Raw genomic sequence first — 16,833 nt, 5'->3', positions numbered from 1 at the left:
TCCCATGCGTGCGCGCAAAGTGCCGGCGAACACCCTCGCCGATCTTGCGGGGGAGGAGTGGGTCGACCCGACCCGCCGGCCTTACGTCCGGGACGGGACCGCCTGGGTCCCGGTCCGGGAAGGCTATCCTGCCGACGAGAATCTCCCCGAGCGTACGCGATACCGGGGCCGGGGATATCACCTCGTCGGGGATATCGCGATCCTCCACGGCGACGCACCGACAAAGGACGAACTTGCCGCGATCGTGGAGCATTGCCGCCCCCGAGGCGTCATCCGGGTGAAAGGGTATACGGGTGTGATGCGCATCCCGGACGTGGAGGTGCTCTACGGGACCGCCGGCGAGGTGCGCCACCGCGAGCAGGGCTACACGTTCATCCTTGACCCGACACGGGTGATGTTTGCTCAGGGAAACCGTATAGAAAAGGCAAGAATCGCCTCCCTTGTCCGGCCCGGCGAACGCATCGCCGATATGTTTGCAGGAATCGGTTACTTCTCGATACCCGCGGCCATGAGCGGTGCACAGGTCCATGCAATGGAGATCAACCCAATAGCCTTTGAATACCTTCAACGAAACATTATGGCAAACAATCTCGCGGACCGGGTCACGGGAGTTCTTGGGGACTGCAGGGAGCATCTCTCCGGCATCTATGATCGGATCCTGATGGGTCACTTCGATGCACCCTCGATGCTTGCCGATGCCCTCGCTCACGTCCGGAGCGGGAGCGTGCTCCACGTCCACAGCATCGGGAACGCGACCGAAACGATCCAGAAAGAGGTCGCCAAGGCCGGCCTTGAGGCGGCAGTAACCTCCCGCCGGGTGAAGAAATACGGCCCGCACGCATGGCATATGGTGCAGGATGTGACGATATCGTGATGACACTCTCAGGAAAGACGGTGGTGCTTGCCGTAACGGGGAGCATTGCAGCCGTCGAGACGGTGAAACTCGCCCACGCGCTGCGCCGCCGGGGTGCGACGGTGCAGGCGGTCATGACGGATGCAGCGGCGGGGATCATCCACCCCGACGCCCTGACCTACGCAACCGGCCGGCAAACGATCACCCGGATCACCGGCCTTGTGGAGCATGTCCTCTACTGCGGGGAGGGCGGGGCGGCAGACCTCCTCCTCATCGCCCCCTGCACGGCAAATACCATCAGCAAGATCGCCTGCGGGATCGACGATACTCCGGTGACCACCTTCGCGACGACGGCGCTTGGCCGAGGGATGCCGGTGGTGGTCGTCCCGGCGATGCACGAGAGTATGTACAACCATCCGGGGGTCAGGGAGAACCTCCGACGACTCCAGTCCTGGGGCATCGTCGTCGTCGACCCGAGGATCGAGGAGGGGAAGGCGAAGATCGCCGATAACGAGACGATCGTCCTTCACGCCGAACGGGCAGTGATGGGCCATCCGCTCGCCGGAAAGAAGGTTCTCATCACGAGCGGGGCGTGTGCGGAGCCCCTCGACGACGTCCGGGTCCTCACCACCCGGTCGACGGGCCAGATGGGGCGAGCCCTCGCCCTCGCGGCCTTCCGGCTCGGGGCCGACGTGACGGTGGTGCACAGCGGCTCATTCCCGTGCGTGAGAAATATCCGCGCCACGACTGCGGCCGAGATGCGGGATGCCGTCCTCTCGGTCTGCCGGGACGAGGGGGTCGATATCTACATCAGCGCCGCGGCGATATCGGACTTTGCCCCCGAGCGCCGGGAGGGAAAGATCCCAAGCGGAGAGCCGCTGAGCATACGGCTCAATCCTCTCCCAAAGATCATCAGCGAGGTTATGAAGACCTACCGGCCGATGACGGTGGCATTCAAACTGGGCTGGAACGAGGAGGAGCGGGCAAGGGCGATGCTTGAAGCAGGCGCAAGCGTTGTCGTCGTGAACACACCCCCGACGATGGGCGCGGCGGCGGGATCGTTTCGGATCATGACCACCGGGGAGACTACCGAGATCTCCGGGACCAAGGAGGAGGTCGCTGCGGCGATATGGTCCAGACTGCTGTAGCCTTCTCCCCCGGGCACATATCCGGCTACTTCCGACGCGTCGAGGGGAGCGACCCTGCATCGACCGGGAGCATCGGGGCCGGCGTGGTCATCAATGAAGGGGTGCGTTCGACGGTTGAGCCGGCCCGCGAGACGAGCGTCCGGGTGATCCACCAGGGCCACGCGTTCGCCGGGTCGCCGCCGATCGAGTATGCCCTCGATCGGCTGGGTGTTGCCGCCCGCGTCACCACGGAGTGCCGGCTACCTATCGGGGCCGGGTTCGGACTCTCGGCGGCTGCGCTTCTTGCGACACTCACGGCCGCAAACGAACTCTTCGCCCTCACTCTTACCGCAGAGGAGGTGGCTGCTTATGCCCACGAAGCCGAGGTCCTGCACCGGACCGGTCTAGGGGACGTCGCCGCGATCCAGGCAGGCGGGGTTGTCTGCAGAAAAGGTGCAGGCATCCATGCAGAGATCACCCGCATCTACCCGGAGGAACCACTCTACGCCATAAGCCTCGGTCCACTCCCGACCGCCTCGGTCCTCTCGTCGCCCGAGGCGATGGCCCGGATAGCCGCCGCGTACCCGGACCGCTGCCCCCGGGATCTTGCCGACTTCTGCCGTCTCTCGCGCAGATTTGCCGAAAGCAGCGGGCTTATTGCGGCAGAGGTACGAGAGGTGCTCCAGGCCTGCGATACTGCAGGTGTCCCGGCGAGCATGACGATGCTGGGAAACGGCGTCTTCGCCTGCGGCAACGGTGCGGAGGCGGTCCTCTCCCGGTTCGGGGAGGTCTACCGGCTTTGCGTCGCACGCCGCGGCGCATACCTGATCGAGATGAGACCATGATCCCAAAAGACCATCCACGCTACCGCTCTCTTGTCGTCCGTGAACGGCTTGCCGAGTGCGCCCGCGAGGGCATCGTCGCCCTCGAGGGGCTTGCCTCCCACGGGCGCGGGGAGGCGTTCGATTACCTGATCGGCGAAAAGACAACGGAGAGCGCACTTCTTGCCGCCCGGACGGCCGCCGCGATGCTTCTATCCGCCCGGCATGCGGTGATATCGGTGAACGGGAACACGGCGGCGCTTGCGGCAAGAGAGATCGCTGAACTGCAGAGGGCAAGCAATGCCGATGTCGAGGTGAACCTCTTCCACCGGACTGACGAGCGGATCCGGCTGATCACCAACTTGCTTGAAGAGCACGGCGTCCGGGTTCTTTCAGGTACGCCGGAGCGGCTCATCCCGCTCTCCCACGACCGTGCGCTCTGTCTCCCGGAGGGGATTGGAGACGCTGATGTCATCCTGGTCCCCCTCGAGGACGGGGATCGCTGCGAAGCGCTCCGAAAGATGGGCAAGACCGTCATTACCATCGACTTAAACCCGCTCTCCCGGACAGCGCGGACGGCAAACCTCACGATCGTCGATGAGGTGACACGTGCTCTCCCTGCGATCACCACGGCATGTACCTCCCTTGAGCCGGGGGAGGGAGAACGCCTGATCGCCTCGCTTGATAATGCCTATCTTCTTAGGGCAGCAATAGATGAGATGAGAGAGAGACTGGCCCATGCTCTGGAGTGAGATCCACCGACCCAAGGGATGCGAGGAGATCGTCGGGCAGGAGAGAGTCGTCCGCCACCTGATGACGTTTGCGGATACGCGGAGCGTGCCGCATATGCTCATCTCCGGCCCGCACGGCACCGGCAAGTCTATCGCTGTGGAAAGCCTCGCAAAACGGCTCTACGGCGAGACCTGGGAGGCAAATACGACCATCCTCAGCGCCGCCGACCTCCTTGGGAAGGGGAAGAGCGCTCTTGAAACAGATGAACGATTCGCCCAGATCTACCGCAAAGATCTGAGCCTGATCGTTAATTTCAAGCAGATCGTGAAGTGGTACGCCTCGATGCGACCGCTCGATGCCGACTTCAAACTGATGGTCTTTGAGGATGCTGAGAGCCTGACGTTTGAGGCGCAACAGGCTCTGCGCCGGACGATGGAGCGCTATAGCGCCACCTGCCGGTTCATCCTTGTCACCACCCGGCCGTCGGCGATCATCCCGGCTATCGCGTCGCGCTGCCTGCCGATCTTCTTTGCCCCGCTTGAGAGTGAGGTCATCCGTGCCCGTCTCAACGAGATCCTCGCTCTAGAGGGGGCCACAATCCCGGCCGATGACCTCGACCTGATCGTACACGCGGCGCAGGGCGACCTGCGGCGGGCGATTATGTACGCTCAGATCGCCGCACAATCAAAGAAGGACTTCGACCTCGCGGATCTCTCGCGCTCGGAGACCGGAAACGTCGCAACATCCGCGTTCGATGCTATCCGGGCCGGCAATTTTGCAGCGGCAAAGAGGATCGTTGAGTCGCTGATGATCGAGTATGGGCTCTCGGCGCGGGAGGTCGTCGGCGAGCTCCGGCAGGTGGTCAGGCGGGAATACAATCATCCGGCGCTTGCCATCGCACTCGCCGATGCGGACCACCGTCTCTGCCATAATGCGGACGACTTTGTGCAGCTCAATGCACTACTTGCCCGAATTGCCCGGGAGGTGTTCAGTGAAGAAAGTACAGCAGCACTATGATGAGGTTGCGGATATCTACGACGACCGCTACGACGGCCACCGCGGGAAGTATTACCACGGCCACATCTCGGATCACGTGATGAGAGAACTCCCGAAGGGTGGGTACCTTCTCGACCTCGGGTGTGGGACAGGGCTTTTTGTCCAGCGCTACGTCGCTGAAGGGGGTCGAGCTGTAGGACTCGATATCAGCCCTAGAATGGTTCAACATGGGCGGCAGCGCTGCCCCGAGTGCGAGTTTTGCGTTGGAACGGCCGATATCCTTCCGTTCCGGGACTCCACCTTCGATGCTCTCGCAAGCCTGCTCGCCTTCAGTTACATCCCAAACCCGGAGGGAATGCTCCGCGAGGCCTACCGGGTCCTGAAACCCGGCGGCCGGATCGCGGTCTGCACACTCTCGCGGACTGTCTTTACGAGCATCGTCCCGGTCATCTATCACATAGGAGAGATGGTCGGCTTAAAGAAGGTTGGAGTCGGGGACTTTAACGAGCACTACTACACCAACGCCGAGATTGAGTCACTCTTCCGGGAGGCAGGATTCGAGGACCTCTCGGTCAGCCGATGCTCGTTTGCGCACTTAAACCTCGCTGATCCGGTCTTTAACCTCGCCCGGAAAGTGGAGCCCATCATCGAGGAGAAACTGCCGTACCTGGCGTATAACGTCTGCGCAGCGGGCAAAAAACCGGAAGATTAAGAGGAGCGAAGCCGGGAGAGGATCCGGAGCTTCTTCTGGAGCGCCGCTTCCGCCGCCCGCTCAACCCCTACCTTCATCTCATCGAAATCCCTTTTGTCCTCGTCCACGACCTTCTTGACCGGCGTGTAGGCCGACTCCCGGAACCGGGGCGAGAAGTCACGGATCTCGCCGTTGACGGAGAGCACCGACTCGGGAGCTCCTTCCTCGACGTAACCGACCTCTTTCATCACGACGCCTGCGGACGCGACGACACGCTGGATCTCGGGCGCGAGTTCCGGCGGCGCGACAACCAGGAGAGCGTCGAGCGAGACGCCGAGGTAGTCGATCTCGAGGGCATCGAGCATCGAGAGGACTTTGGGCTGCACAAGAGTCCGGAGTTCGTCCTCGACGATGACGATCCGGCAGCCTGCGGTCTCCGCCATCTCGTAGGCGTCGCCCCGCAGCCCGCCGTTCGTGACATCGGTCATGGCGTGGATGCCGGAGAGGACGTCGCTTGCAAGGAGCGCCTCGCAGGCCTTGAGGAAGTGGAGGTTGATCGTCTCCTCGACGACCTCCGGGAACCCGGAGTAGATCGCAGCGGTGGCAATCGTCCCGCCCCCGGCCCCCTCGGTCATGAGGAGGACGTCGCCAGGAGTGATCTGCTTTCTTGCCGTGAGGTGCCGGGCGACCCCGACGGCGCCGACGCACCCGGTCATCCGGGAGCCGAGCACCATGTCCCCGCCGATGCGCAGGGTCGAGCCGGTCACGAGCGGAACGCCCATCGCCTCGCCGACGGCGGAGACTCCAGCGGTATAATCAAAGATCTTTGCGACATCGCCGTCATCGGCGACGTGGATGTCGGAGAGGAGGGCGACGGGTTTCGCACCCATGACGTAGACATCCCGGAGCGTCGCCCGGGTGGCATGGAACCCGGCGAGGAATGGAAAGTCGGAGAGACGAGAGTGCATTCCATCGACGGTGATGACGATATAATCGCCGTCCGCACGGACAGCGCCGGCATCGTCCATCTCATCGACGCCGACCGCCGCTTTCGTCCGGCCGATGATCCGGGCGAGTTGCCGATGGGCGAAGAAGTCGCCGGACCCCCGTGATCCGACGCCGAATTCACCCATCGTCGAGCCTGAGGGCTCGTAGGTGAAGAGGTCGCCGGAAAGACCGGTTGAATTCTTCGCTTCAGTTAAGACCGCACGGGCGAACGCCTCGGCGTAGGCAGGGGTTACGCGGTTACGCTTGATTGTGAGGATATCTTCTGCAAGAAAGCGCACGATATCGTCGTCAGGGGTGCCGGCAGCGAGGTGCCGGCGGCTGAACTCTTCTACATCCATTATATGAGTGGTCGGCGCACGACGAGATAAAGGGAGTGGCGGGGAAGAGGCAAATGTTCATGCGGATCTGCGCCGACAATTGAGGAAATGGCACATGCAAGGATGATCGCCGCCTGCTCTATAGCGGGTTCGGATTCTGGAGGGGGAGCGGGCATCCAGGCGGACCTAAAGACGTTCACGGCCCTCGGGGTGTGGGGGCTGACGGTAATTACGGCAGTCACGGCTCAGAACACTCGTGAAGTGCGGGGAGCCTGGATGCTTCCTCCTGAGGCAGTCCGGGCCCAGATCGCGGCGGTCGCGGACGATTTTGCAATCGGAGCATGGAAGACGGGAATGCTCGGAAACGCATCCGTCATCCGGGCCGTCGCTGAGACCCTGCCGGAGGAGGCGACCCTCGTCATCGATCCCGTGATGATCTCGACGTCAGGCCACCGGCTGCTTGCAGAGGATGCAATCAAGGATCTCACCGAACTGCTCATCCCCAAAGCCGCGGTCGTCACGCCGAATCTGCCGGAAGCAGAGGTGCTCGCCGGGATGAGGATCGAAAGCGTTGAGGATATGGCCAGAGCCGGCGAGCGCATCCTCGACCTCGGCGCTCAGGCCGTAATTATGAAGGGAGGGCATCTTTCCGGTAGCGCGGTCGTCGATCTCTTTCTTGACGCGGATGGAGTGATGCAACTCTCCGGGGAGCGGTACCCTTACTCGGTGCATGGGTCGGGATGCTGCTTCTCTGCGGCGCTTGCCGCTCACCTCGCCCGGGGAGAGTCTGCGCGCCGCGCATTTGCGGCGGCCCGAAAGTTCATCGATACGGCCATTCGGGAAGCAGCAGGAGATTTTGGGCCCGCGAGAATCGTCAATCCGGGAGGAGCAATCATCCATAGATATCGAAAAGACATTTCCTGATCCCGGCAATATTTTGATATTTATTTCCAATCTCGCCTGAACATATCATATTTTTTTATTGGAGTTCAATATTCCTGTAAATATCCAATATCTTTGGAATAACACCATAAAAGTATGAAATATCCACATGATTATCTAATCCAAATACAGAGGTTTAATATATAAGAATCTGTAATTACTGTTAGAATGGATGAGATTGACGATGCGATTCTTCGAGAACTGCAGAGAGACGGGCGAATGTCTATGGCAGAGCTCGGCTCGATGCTGGGCATCGCACCGTCGACGGTCTTTAAGAGAATCGAGAAACTGAAAAGTGCCGGTATCCTCGAACGATTTACGATTGTCATCAACCAGAAGTGTTTTGAGCATACGCTTATCGCCTTTCTGAACATCAGGGCTCAGCCCGATGATAAATCGGAGGTCGAGGAATTTCTGCGGAATCTCCCCAGCATCCTTGAGATCTATGAGATTCTAGAACCTGGAGACTTCTTTGTCAAGGTCAGGGTCCAGAACATCGCCGAACTGAAGCGGAGTGTGCTAATCCCCCTCTCTGGCCTCCCGGGGGTTAAGGATATCCAGACGATCATCTCGGTGAGGAAGGTCAAAGAGCAAATATAGGTGGAAGAGAATGCAAATCGAGACAATGCAGCAGATGCTTTCGACTGTGACGCTTCTTTTAGGAGCACTTCTTATCGCAGTCATATTCAATGCCTACCGGATCATCAGGCAACAGACGCTGCTCACCTTTATCTACGGGCTATTTACGCTGATCGTGGGGATCACGTTTGTGGATCTGGTGAGCATCTTCACGCCCGACGCCTTCCTCATCGCCTGGTCCGCGGTCTTCTCACGCATCGTGGTGATCATCGGCCTCTGCGTGATGACGCATAGCATTCTGAGAGGATGAGATGCGCGCCGGTACCTCGTTTGCCCGGGACTGGCAACTGATCAAGGTAGCCCGGTCCCTGCGGCGGCACGATGTCACTAGACCATTGATTCAGAGGCTTCTTGCCGAGGCCACCCTGGATCTTACCAGGCGAATTGCCGTGATCGCCGAGCAACTCGGTAAAGAAGACGGTACGGCACTTCTCGCTCACACCGAGGAGCAGTTCGATCCCCCGACCCTGATGGAGGGGATCCTCTTAACATGGGGGATACCCTGTGAGCATATTGATGAAGCCGATGGGAGCGCAATCCTCAGCATCGGCGGAGACGGCGCCGCAGCGGCTATTCGCGAGACATTCGCAGATATTCGTGTGGCTGAGCACTACCTTACGGGTTACATCCGGGTGCTCCAGCACGACGCAGTCCTTGAGCCCGTCTCCGGGGGCAGGATGACGATCCGGTTCCCACCCCGAAAAGAATAAAGCAACCTTGGCCGGGGTATGAGCCCGCGGTTGGGTGCTCGGCCGCTACCCCGGCAGCCGGTTTTCCCCGAACACTTTTGCGAATATTTATCTACCGTAGGACTCGTTCATTTACTAAAGGCGTTTCAGCGCCAGGGGAAGGCTATGGAGAAAAGATCACGAACGTGCCAGAGTTGCGGCATGCCGATGAGCGAGGATGAGCATTTAGGGACGGAAGCAAACGGCACTCTCTCGAAGGACTACTGTGTCTACTGTTACCGGGACGGCGCTTTCACCGAGCCCGAGATCACCATCGACGAGATGGCCAAGAGATGTGGGGCGATAATGTCGCAACTCTACGACATCCCGGTCAAAAATGCAGAACGGTTCGCCCGGGAGCAGATATCGTGCTTGAAGAGATGGGCCGGGAAGGAGGTTGCCTTCTGCGGGAGCTGCGGGATGCCTCTTCTTCGCGACGAGGATGCTGGGACAGAGGCGGACAGAACGCGGAGTACGGCTTACTGCACCTACTGCTACCAGAACGGGAGATTCACCGAGCCCGATCTCACCCGAGAGCAGGCGATCGGGAAGTACGCACCGATGATGGCTAAAAACCTCGACATACCCCTCGAAAAGGCGCAGGAGATGGTGCGACAGTATCTCTCAACACTGCCGAGGTGGCAGGAGTAATCTTTTTTTAGCGTCTTCAATGCAAGGACGAACGCCTTCTTCCTGCCGCATGATTTACTCCCGCGCCATATCCCGGGGGAGCATCGCGCACTCCCCGCGATCAGAGCCTGATTTGGCCCCGGAATTTCACCCACCTGCCGCACCCATAGGGCCTATGTTGAGCCTTAACATCGCGATCTCAGCGCCATAAGCTCACATCATACGAGATACCGTTGATGATGACTGTTTGTTCTTTTCAACAACTCATATATGGGATGAAATGATCTTTCGATTAAGTGCAGATAATCGTATATATCTATTCCTATAGAAATCGCTGCGATAAACGTATATATAATTAAAAATTAGGTGATATCGTCGACTTACGCACCAATCGGAGGCGTGAGATCAAATAAGGAGAATGAGTATGATGAACTTCAGAGAGAATGAAGATGCAGTCTCACCGGTGATCGGCGTCATCCTCATGGTCGCCATCACCGTGATCCTCGCTGCGGTTATTGCGGCGTTTGTGTTTGGGATGAGCTCGAATGTTGACACGACGAAGACAGTTGCGGTTACGGCTGCCTTAAACAACACACAGGGCCTTGTAGTAACCCTCCAGGGTAGTGGCGATGTTGATCTGCTGAATTCGCTCAATATGTCAATCGATGGTGGTAACTTCAGCGAAATTTCGGGTGACGATATCCGTGTTGGTGCGCAACTCTACAGCGCTGCCAATATTACGCCTGGGAATCATGTAGTAGTTGTTGCACACTTCGCCGATGGGTCACAACAGGTTGTCTTGGACAAATTCTACTAAACCATCCTTTTTTTATTTGCACCGCTTAACCCAATCGAATGTCTAATGTGTTTCTTCTATGCCCTGGATAAACTATGAAGCTCATCTCAAAACGCTCTGTTGGGTGGAGGAAGAAACATAGATGGGCCTAGAGTCAAAGGACAACTATGAGCACATTTTTCCGGGGAGTGCGTATTGTATAACAACCCGACAATGTTCCCTGTTTCCTGCACCTGAACTCTCCGACGCTCGATCGGGCTCAGTAGCAAATGAGAGGATATTTTAAGATACTGATAGGACAGTGAATCATCCCGCAGCCATCGAGTAAAATGGAGATGAACAATGCTCACAAAGAATCAAACTATCCTTTTCTGCCTCCTCGCGGCCGCCCTTATCCTGCCGATGAACATTTACCTCGTCGGGGAGGAAGGCCTCGGCGCCGGCCTCCAGTCGCCCCTCCTCCGCTACCAGCAGACCTACCTCGGGACGAGCGTCATCACACTCGTCGGTGATCTCAGCTATGTCACGTCCGGTACTATCGGCGGCCGGTCGGCTCTCTCGATCCTCGTCTGGGTCCTCGGCACCGGCCTCCTCCTCGCGGCCGCCGGGTACCTCGTCTATTGCCGGTATGATGGGATTACCGGGACCAAGAAACAGCTCGTCCTCCTCGTCGCCGGTGGTGCCGCCGCCTATCTCCTCTCCTGTATACTCCAGTACGGCCCCCTCCTCCACGGCCCGGCGGGGCTTTCCGTCCCGGTCGGGGTGCCGCTCATTCTCGCGGTAGCGTGGTACATCGCAAAGGTGGGGGATGATGGCGATGAGGACGAGGACTAAGGAGAAGATATTGAAGGAGAGCAGTAAATCATCCCTTTTAAGACCGAATCCCATTAACGGCGCATCCGAATCTTGATCATACAGACCCGGGCACGACACATCACCGGCTATCGCCACCCATGGAGCAGAGCCGTCACCTCAAAAACGAGCAAACCCATCAAACCATCTCGTCAAACAGTATCCATGATTCGTTCCCGGCGAACTTCCCGATGACTACAATCCGGGTCATCTCCTCCACAGTATACGTTCGCGTCGCCCCCACCCGGGCTTCGAGGGTGAAGTTCTCATTTCCAGATTCCACCCCGCCGATCCAGCACCTGATCTCCGATACCCGGTCCATATTCATTCCACCGTGGTTGGTGAACGTGACCGTATCTCCCGACCGGATCACCGTCACCACGACGGTCTTTGGCTCATCCGGCATCTCCGTCCCGGAGATCATCGAGATCGCAACCGCCGCAAAAGCGACCACGAGCGCCACCACAAGAAGCGTGCCCACCACCTCTGAGATCCCGTCCTCTGTATCCGTACATTCCATAAATGGGTAATTCTCGGCCTTTTCCTAAAAGGCTGCCTGTATTACTCCGGGAAGCATAAATCCTTCACATGTGGCTATAGCACCAAGAAACAATATTGATAGGGTGAGGATCGAGGTCAATATCTGTTCGTATCCCTCGACACAGAGCGCTGCATGCCTGATATAACGAGCTCACAAAATCCGCCCCGGCCGACCATACTTACTGGATAGAGCGAGACTGGCCCGATCCCTTCCACTCACTGCAACACTGATGCCCCGATCAACCCCGCTCCACGATGCTGCGGGGAGAACCGTTGAGTGGATTATCAGCGGATCCGCCGGACCCTGCCGGGACGCGTTGAACGGTCGGCTCCTCCTTAATCCATAATAATAACGTCCAAAGCGATTGCAGCGCCCACTATTGATGATCAGGCTCTTCTCCAAAACCATGCAGAGTAATGCGCCGATCTACAGAGTACAGGGGATTTTAGCGAAAATTTAGAATCTAGAAATCTTTATAGAGTCAGCGGGTGCCAATGACCACATATCCGCGATCGCTGCCCGGCGCATGGGAGTGGAGCCCTCTCAACACATCTGTACTCATGATGATAGATGTGGGTTACCTGAATTTATTATAAAAATCTGTGAATATACCACCGTAAAGGATATATATTTATATCACTATTCACCCATTCACCGGTTGCCCTATGACCGGGTCTTGATTGGAATTCGCAGTACACCTGCCGGGTGCTCGGCCGAGCGCCTGCTTTAGCCAGCCCGTTTGTGCGTACCGTAAGGTATGCATCGACGATCCCGCAGGTGGAGTGTTATCAAGCAAGGGGGGAAAGAATGACTAAATATACACATCTGGCACTATTGTGCACAGTTGTTGTTCTCGGACTGTTGATATCACCGGTTATGGCGATAGAGGCTGCGCCGGGGGAGCACATATATCGTGGCTTCGACAGAGCGCAGGACCGCCCGGATATCGACGGCGACAGAATCGTCTGGCAAGACGACCGGAACGGCAACAACGACATCTATCTTGGAACCGTAGGCGATTTCCGAAGATCGCTCGGCAGTTACACCGGCGAGAGGATAACGACTGATCCTGCCTCGCAGGCGATGCCGTCCATCTCGGGGAACTACATCGTCTGGCAGGATAGCCGGAACGGAAACTCGGATATCTATCTTTATGACATCTCCACTCGTGAAGAGAGACCGCTCACCAACGATTCCGGCTATCAGTGGCTGCCCATAGTCCGCGGAAACTACGCCGCCTGGTACGACAACAGTACCGGCAAGACAAACATCGTCCTCTACGACATCGGCGCCGGAGCCGTGAAGGCCGTCATCGAGGCCAACGCAAAGACGACGATTCCTTTCTCGACTGTGGGGACCGAATTCAGGCCAGCGCTCTCCGAGAGGTATCTCGCCTGGGTGAACGAATCTGACAGTGGGGAGCGACTCTGGTATTATGATATCGAGGCGGGATCGGTAGTTGGCCGGGTATCCACGACTGCCACGTCTCCCTTGTATCAGTCCTGGCCCTCGCTGTCCGGGAGCCTTATTGCCTGGGAGGACTACCGGCACGGGACTACGAACCCTGAGATCTATATGGCCGACCTCGACAATCCGGCAGCGACAGAGCGGCGGATCACCACTGCCCCAGGTTATCAGGTCTCGCCGACAATCAGCGAGCGTCTCATCGCCTGGGAGGACATGCGCGACGGGCCACGGGCCATATACATGTACGACCTCTCGAGTGATGGGGAAGAGATGATCGCTTTTGAACCAGCAGGCCCCGATGACGAGCAACTCTACCCTGTTGCCAGCGGCAATACGATCGTCTGGCAGAGGGGCCAGAGTCCTAACTCGAACCTTTACATGTTTGTCTACGAGCCCAAAGCACCGACCGAACCGGTATTGACGACCATCAACGTTACTCCCAAGACTATCACTCTGAACGTTAACGACACCATAACCTTCAACGCAACCGCTCTCGACCAGAATGGCCAGCCCATGACCGTCAGCGAGATCAACTGGACAAGCAGCAACGAGACCGTCGGAACCATCGATACAAGTGGTGTCTTCACCGCTCTTGCAGTGGGCACAACAGAGATCACGGCGACATCCGGCAACGTCTCCGGCACGGCAAACGTCACGGTCAGTGAGGATGCGCCGACCGAACCGGTCGCAACAAGCATTACGATCAGCCCGTCCACCGTTACACTCGCCATCAATGAGACTGAGAGATTCAATGCAACCGTCCTTGACCAGCGTGGCCGTGAGATGACCAACGTTACGGTCACCTGGACGTCCAGCAACACGACCGTAGGGAGCATTGACGCCGATGGCATCTTCACCGCTCTTGCTGTGGGGACGACGGAGATCACGGCATCGGTAGATAACGTCTCCGGCACGGCAAGCGTCACGGTCAGTGAGGATATACCGGCCGAACCGGTTCCAACAAGCATTACGATCAGTCCACCCACCGCCACGCTCGCCATCAACGAGACTGAGAGGTTCAATGCAACCGTCCTTGACCAGCGTGGCCGTGAGATGATCAACGTTACGGTCACCTGGACGTCCAGCAACACGACCGTAGGGAGCATTGACGCCGATGGCATCTTCACCGCTCTTGCCGCGGGAACGACGAACGTCACCGCATCGGCAGGAAACATATCCGCAGAAGCAACCGTCACCGTCAACGACAGCGAGGTAGAGCCCATCGCAACAGAGATCAGGATCACGCCGCCGCGTGCCACCCTCGCGGTCAACGATACTCAGAGATTCATGGCGACCATCTTCGATCAGGACGGCCAGCCCATGTCCGTCAGCGAGATCAACTGGACTAGCAGCAACGAGACAGTCGGGAGCATTGACACGAACGGCATCTTCACCGCTCTTGCCGCGGGAACGACGAACGTCACGGCATCGGCAGGAAACATATCCGCAGAAGCAACCATCACCGTCAACGCTGATGAACCGGTGCTTGCAAGGCTTGTGATCCAGCCGTCCGCAGTCACCCTGAATGTCGGCGACGACCTGCTCTTTGAGGTCAGCGGATTTGACCGGTCCGGTAACGTCGTCTCCGACGTTGCGGTCACCTGGGCAAGCAGCGACGAGACCGTCGGAACCATCGATGAGTTTGGCACCTTCATTGCTCTTGCCGTGGGAACGACGAACGTCACCGTGACGGCAGACAATGTATCCGGGACTGCTACCGTCACCGTCAATGATGGAGAAGAAGAACCGATCGCAACGACCCTCGCCATCACACCGGCGGCAATCACCCTGAACGTCAACGACACCGCAGTCTTTGCTGCGAACGCTCTCGACCAGAACGGCCGCCCCATAACTGTCGGCAGTATCAACTGGACAAGTAGCGACGAGACCGTCGGGACCATCGATGCGGGAGGCATCTTCACCGCTCGTGCCGCAGGAAGGACGACCATCACAGCATCAGGCCAAAACATCACCGGAACGGTGGATGTGAGGGTCACCAATGAATCCTCCGGGGTCGTGGTCACCCCATCGGAGATCACCGTCTATGCGGGTGACACCAGGCGATTCACCGCGATTCCATACGATTCGGAGGGCAGCGTAGTGTCTGGGGAGGTGACCTGGTCATCCGATGACCCGAGCGTTGGTGAGATTGGATCCGACGGGGTCTTTTCGGCACTCCGGGAAGGTACCACTACCATCACCGCGTCGGTTGAGGGGCTCAACGAGACCGGGGCCGCAACGGTAACCGTTCTCCCGGCGCCCATGGCGCTTACGCAGATCACGGTCAGCCCGTCCGGTTTCACCATCGCCGCGAACAACACCCTGGCACTCACTGTGAGGGATGAGAGCGGCAGCGTCATACCTGCCGGTAATCTCACCTGGGAGAGCAGTGACGATGCCGTCGGGACAGTCAACGAGTCCGGCACCTTCACGGCTCTCAAAGAGGGCACCGTGACCCTGACCGCATCAACGGGAGGTGCCTCGGGCTCGATCCAGGTGACCGTTGAGCCCTCGTTCTCCATCCCGACCAGAATCGAGCTTGAGCCCCCGACGGCAACGGTGAAGCCTGGAGATATCCAGGAGTTCACTGCTAAGGTCTTTGACCAGCACGAGAATGAGATTGACTGGGTCCGGATTGACTGGGCTTCATCAGACATGGATAAAGGCTCCATCGACCGTGCCGGGCTCTTTGCCGCGTTCGCGGAGGGAACCGTGGACGTGATCGCATCAGCGGGAAGCGCGATCGAGATGGCGACAGTCACTATCACGACCAGCGCCGGGCCCGAACCAACTCCCACCCCCGGAGGCGGTGGCGGAGGTGGCGGGGGCGACAGTGGTGACAGCCGTCCCACCTTCTATGCAGGAGTACGAGAGAATCTGAGAGCCGGGGAGACGTTCACCTTTATGAATATCCCCATCTCATCGGTCAGCAGTGTCGCCGTCACGGCAGCCGAGACTATCCCGAGGATGATGGTGACCGTAAAGGAGACCTCTCAGCCTTCTGCGGCGAGACCTCCCGCCGGTGACGTCTACGAGTACTTCGAGATCAATCTCAACTGGGTGAACCCGCAACGCATCAGCAACGCAACGGTGGTCTTCACCGTCCCCGGCGCTTGGCTCGATGAGCATGACGCGACCGCAGAGGATGTCAGGCTCATGCGCTACGTCGACAACACCTGGCAGAGCCTGGAGACCACAGTCATCGGAAATGAAGGGCGCAATTACCACTTCCGGGCAATCATACCGGGGTTCTCCACCTTTGCCATCACTGCAGCATCGGCGAGCGTAACGCCCATCGGGGAGACCAATGCAACAGTCGGAGGTGAGACCAACGCAACTGCTGGAGAGGAGTTAGACGTCACGCCCACCGAGATCGTGACCGAGGGTGCGACGACAGAGCCAACCACCGTTTCGGTGGAGGCACAGGTAACACCGCTCATCTACGCGCCACTCCTCGCTCCGCTGGCATTCCTCCTCTGGGCGAGGCGGAGACACTAATTCTCCCTTTTTTTTACCGCACCAATCCTGAAGAAACCAAAATAGCAGATATCTAGATGGAGGAAGATCCCCGGCTACTCACCCGATAGGTGCCGGCTCACTCCTGGAATGGATCTTCGCCTTTCCTCTGAAACGCATCCCGGAAATTACGGCTGTTGATGCATCCAGAAAGACCCGTCCCGGGACATGCGAATG

The 16,833-nt window shown here is 58.5% G+C and carries 16 protein-coding genes; 14 read left to right on the top strand and 2 right to left on the bottom strand.

All coding sequences use genetic code 11. The features are described from left to right. The first annotated feature begins 4 nt into the window (after nucleotides 1–4). From MCUTH_RS00565 to MCUTH_RS00540, 6 genes are read left to right on the top strand one after another with little or no spacing between them, the layout of a single operon-like run. The gene (locus tag MCUTH_RS00565) at nucleotides 5–874 is read left to right on the top strand and encodes a class I SAM-dependent methyltransferase (protein WP_066953975.1); all 870 of its coding nucleotides are present in this window, start codon (nucleotides 5–7) and stop codon (nucleotides 872–874) included. Then, on the top strand, nucleotides 874–2,001 hold the full coding sequence (coaBC, locus tag MCUTH_RS00560) for a bifunctional phosphopantothenoylcysteine decarboxylase/phosphopantothenate--cysteine ligase CoaBC (protein WP_066953973.1): 1,128 nt from the start codon (nucleotides 874–876) through the stop codon (nucleotides 1,999–2,001). Before MCUTH_RS00565 ends, coaBC begins: the two co-directional genes overlap by 1 nt. Next, on the top strand, nucleotides 1,983–2,825 hold the full coding sequence (locus MCUTH_RS00555; RefSeq protein WP_066953972.1) for a pantoate kinase: 843 nt from the start codon (nucleotides 1,983–1,985) through the stop codon (nucleotides 2,823–2,825). The genes coaBC and MCUTH_RS00555 overlap by 19 nt, the downstream gene beginning before the upstream one ends. Continuing rightward, nucleotides 2,822–3,553, top strand: a complete 732-nt coding sequence (locus tag MCUTH_RS00550; protein ID WP_066953970.1) for a 4-phosphopantoate--beta-alanine ligase — start codon at nucleotides 2,822–2,824, stop codon at nucleotides 3,551–3,553. Before MCUTH_RS00555 ends, MCUTH_RS00550 begins: the two co-directional genes overlap by 4 nt. After that, on the top strand, nucleotides 3,540–4,550 hold the full coding sequence (locus MCUTH_RS00545) for an AAA family ATPase (protein ID WP_066953967.1): 1,011 nt from the start codon (nucleotides 3,540–3,542) through the stop codon (nucleotides 4,548–4,550). The genes MCUTH_RS00550 and MCUTH_RS00545 overlap by 14 nt, the downstream gene beginning before the upstream one ends. Beyond that, the gene (locus tag MCUTH_RS00540; protein ID WP_066953965.1) at nucleotides 4,525–5,241 is read left to right on the top strand and encodes a class I SAM-dependent methyltransferase; all 717 of its coding nucleotides are present in this window, start codon (nucleotides 4,525–4,527) and stop codon (nucleotides 5,239–5,241) included. Before MCUTH_RS00545 ends, MCUTH_RS00540 begins: the two co-directional genes overlap by 26 nt. Here the strand turns inward: MCUTH_RS00540 and MCUTH_RS00535 are convergent. Beyond that, on the bottom strand, nucleotides 5,238–6,566 hold the full coding sequence (locus MCUTH_RS00535; RefSeq protein WP_066953962.1) for an AIR synthase-related protein: 1,329 nt from the start codon (nucleotides 6,564–6,566) through the stop codon (nucleotides 5,238–5,240). The two genes, MCUTH_RS00540 and MCUTH_RS00535, sit on opposite strands and share 4 nt — an antisense overlap. An 87-nt stretch (nucleotides 6,567–6,653) precedes the next feature. On the opposite strand from MCUTH_RS00535, the gene thiD reads away from it, so the two are divergent. From thiD to MCUTH_RS00500, 7 genes are all read left to right on the top strand, one after another. Beyond that, nucleotides 6,654–7,469, top strand: coding sequence for a bifunctional hydroxymethylpyrimidine kinase/phosphomethylpyrimidine kinase (gene thiD / locus MCUTH_RS00530; RefSeq protein ID WP_224732757.1), 816 nt, complete (start codon nucleotides 6,654–6,656; stop codon nucleotides 7,467–7,469). A 186-nt stretch (nucleotides 7,470–7,655) separates the two neighbouring features. Further along, nucleotides 7,656–8,087, top strand: coding sequence for an Lrp/AsnC family transcriptional regulator (locus MCUTH_RS00525; RefSeq protein WP_066953958.1), 432 nt, complete (start codon nucleotides 7,656–7,658; stop codon nucleotides 8,085–8,087). Nucleotides 8,088–8,097: 10 nt separating this feature from the next. After that, the gene (locus tag MCUTH_RS00520) at nucleotides 8,098–8,376 is read left to right on the top strand and encodes a hypothetical protein (protein WP_066953955.1); all 279 of its coding nucleotides are present in this window, start codon (nucleotides 8,098–8,100) and stop codon (nucleotides 8,374–8,376) included. 1 nt (nucleotide 8,377) lies between these two features. After that, complete coding sequence (locus tag MCUTH_RS00515) at nucleotides 8,378–8,836, top strand: hypothetical protein (RefSeq protein WP_066953952.1); 459 nt, start codon at nucleotides 8,378–8,380, stop codon at nucleotides 8,834–8,836. A 144-nt stretch (nucleotides 8,837–8,980) separates the two neighbouring features. Further along, complete coding sequence (locus tag MCUTH_RS00510; protein WP_066953949.1) at nucleotides 8,981–9,505, top strand: zinc ribbon domain-containing protein; 525 nt, start codon at nucleotides 8,981–8,983, stop codon at nucleotides 9,503–9,505. Nucleotides 9,506–9,908: 403 nt separating this feature from the next. Further along, a complete protein-coding gene (locus tag MCUTH_RS00505; RefSeq protein ID WP_066953946.1) occupies nucleotides 9,909–10,301 on the top strand; it encodes a type IV pilin in 393 nt (130 codons plus the stop codon). A 321-nt stretch (nucleotides 10,302–10,622) separates the two neighbouring features. Next, a complete protein-coding gene (locus MCUTH_RS00500) occupies nucleotides 10,623–11,114 on the top strand; it encodes a hypothetical protein (protein WP_066953943.1) in 492 nt (163 codons plus the stop codon). A gap of 157 nt (nucleotides 11,115–11,271) precedes the next feature. On the opposite strand, the gene MCUTH_RS00495 is transcribed toward MCUTH_RS00500, so the two are convergent. Next, nucleotides 11,272–11,652, bottom strand: a complete 381-nt coding sequence (locus MCUTH_RS00495; protein ID WP_066953940.1) for a type IV pilin — start codon at nucleotides 11,650–11,652, stop codon at nucleotides 11,272–11,274. Between the two features lie 897 nt (nucleotides 11,653–12,549). Between MCUTH_RS00495 and MCUTH_RS00490 the strand changes: the two genes are divergently transcribed. Then, the gene (locus MCUTH_RS00490) at nucleotides 12,550–16,638 is read left to right on the top strand and encodes an Ig-like domain-containing protein (RefSeq protein ID WP_224732758.1); all 4,089 of its coding nucleotides are present in this window, start codon (nucleotides 12,550–12,552) and stop codon (nucleotides 16,636–16,638) included. Nucleotides 16,639–16,833 lie beyond the last annotated feature (195 nt).

Source organism: Methanoculleus thermophilus (genome assembly GCF_001571405.1).
In the GTDB taxonomy this organism is placed as follows: domain Archaea; phylum Halobacteriota; class Methanomicrobia; order Methanomicrobiales; family Methanoculleaceae; genus Methanoculleus; species Methanoculleus thermophilus.
The sequence above is the reverse complement of the archived record's forward strand: the minus strand, read 5'-3'. Positions and strand labels throughout refer to the sequence as shown.

Excerpts from the sequence above, each read along its gene's own strand:
- MCUTH_RS00565 (WP_066953975.1), top strand. The coding sequence starts at position 5 with ATGCGTGCGCGCAAAGTGCCGGCGAACACCCTCGCCGATCTTGCGGGG.
- coaBC (WP_066953973.1), top strand. The coding sequence starts at position 874 with ATGACACTCTCAGGAAAGACGGTGGTGCTTGCCGTAACGGGGAGCATT.
- MCUTH_RS00555 (WP_066953972.1), top strand. The coding sequence starts at position 1,983 with ATGGTCCAGACTGCTGTAGCCTTCTCCCCCGGGCACATATCCGGCTAC.
- MCUTH_RS00550 (WP_066953970.1), top strand. The coding sequence starts at position 2,822 with ATGATCCCAAAAGACCATCCACGCTACCGCTCTCTTGTCGTCCGTGAA.
- MCUTH_RS00545 (WP_066953967.1), top strand. The coding sequence starts at position 3,540 with ATGCTCTGGAGTGAGATCCACCGACCCAAGGGATGCGAGGAGATCGTC.
- MCUTH_RS00535 (WP_066953962.1), bottom strand. The coding sequence starts at position 6,566 with ATGGATGTAGAAGAGTTCAGCCGCCGGCACCTCGCTGCCGGCACCCCT.
- thiD (WP_224732757.1), top strand. The coding sequence starts at position 6,654 with ATGGCACATGCAAGGATGATCGCCGCCTGCTCTATAGCGGGTTCGGAT.
- MCUTH_RS00525 (WP_066953958.1), top strand. The coding sequence starts at position 7,656 with ATGGATGAGATTGACGATGCGATTCTTCGAGAACTGCAGAGAGACGGG.
- MCUTH_RS00520 (WP_066953955.1), top strand. The coding sequence starts at position 8,098 with ATGCAAATCGAGACAATGCAGCAGATGCTTTCGACTGTGACGCTTCTT.
- MCUTH_RS00515 (WP_066953952.1), top strand. The coding sequence starts at position 8,378 with ATGCGCGCCGGTACCTCGTTTGCCCGGGACTGGCAACTGATCAAGGTA.
- MCUTH_RS00510 (WP_066953949.1), top strand. The coding sequence starts at position 8,981 with ATGGAGAAAAGATCACGAACGTGCCAGAGTTGCGGCATGCCGATGAGC.
- MCUTH_RS00505 (WP_066953946.1), top strand. The coding sequence starts at position 9,909 with ATGATGAACTTCAGAGAGAATGAAGATGCAGTCTCACCGGTGATCGGC.
- MCUTH_RS00500 (WP_066953943.1), top strand. The coding sequence starts at position 10,623 with ATGCTCACAAAGAATCAAACTATCCTTTTCTGCCTCCTCGCGGCCGCC.
- MCUTH_RS00495 (WP_066953940.1), bottom strand. The coding sequence starts at position 11,652 with ATGGAATGTACGGATACAGAGGACGGGATCTCAGAGGTGGTGGGCACG.
- MCUTH_RS00490 (WP_224732758.1), top strand. The coding sequence starts at position 12,550 with ATGGCGATAGAGGCTGCGCCGGGGGAGCACATATATCGTGGCTTCGAC.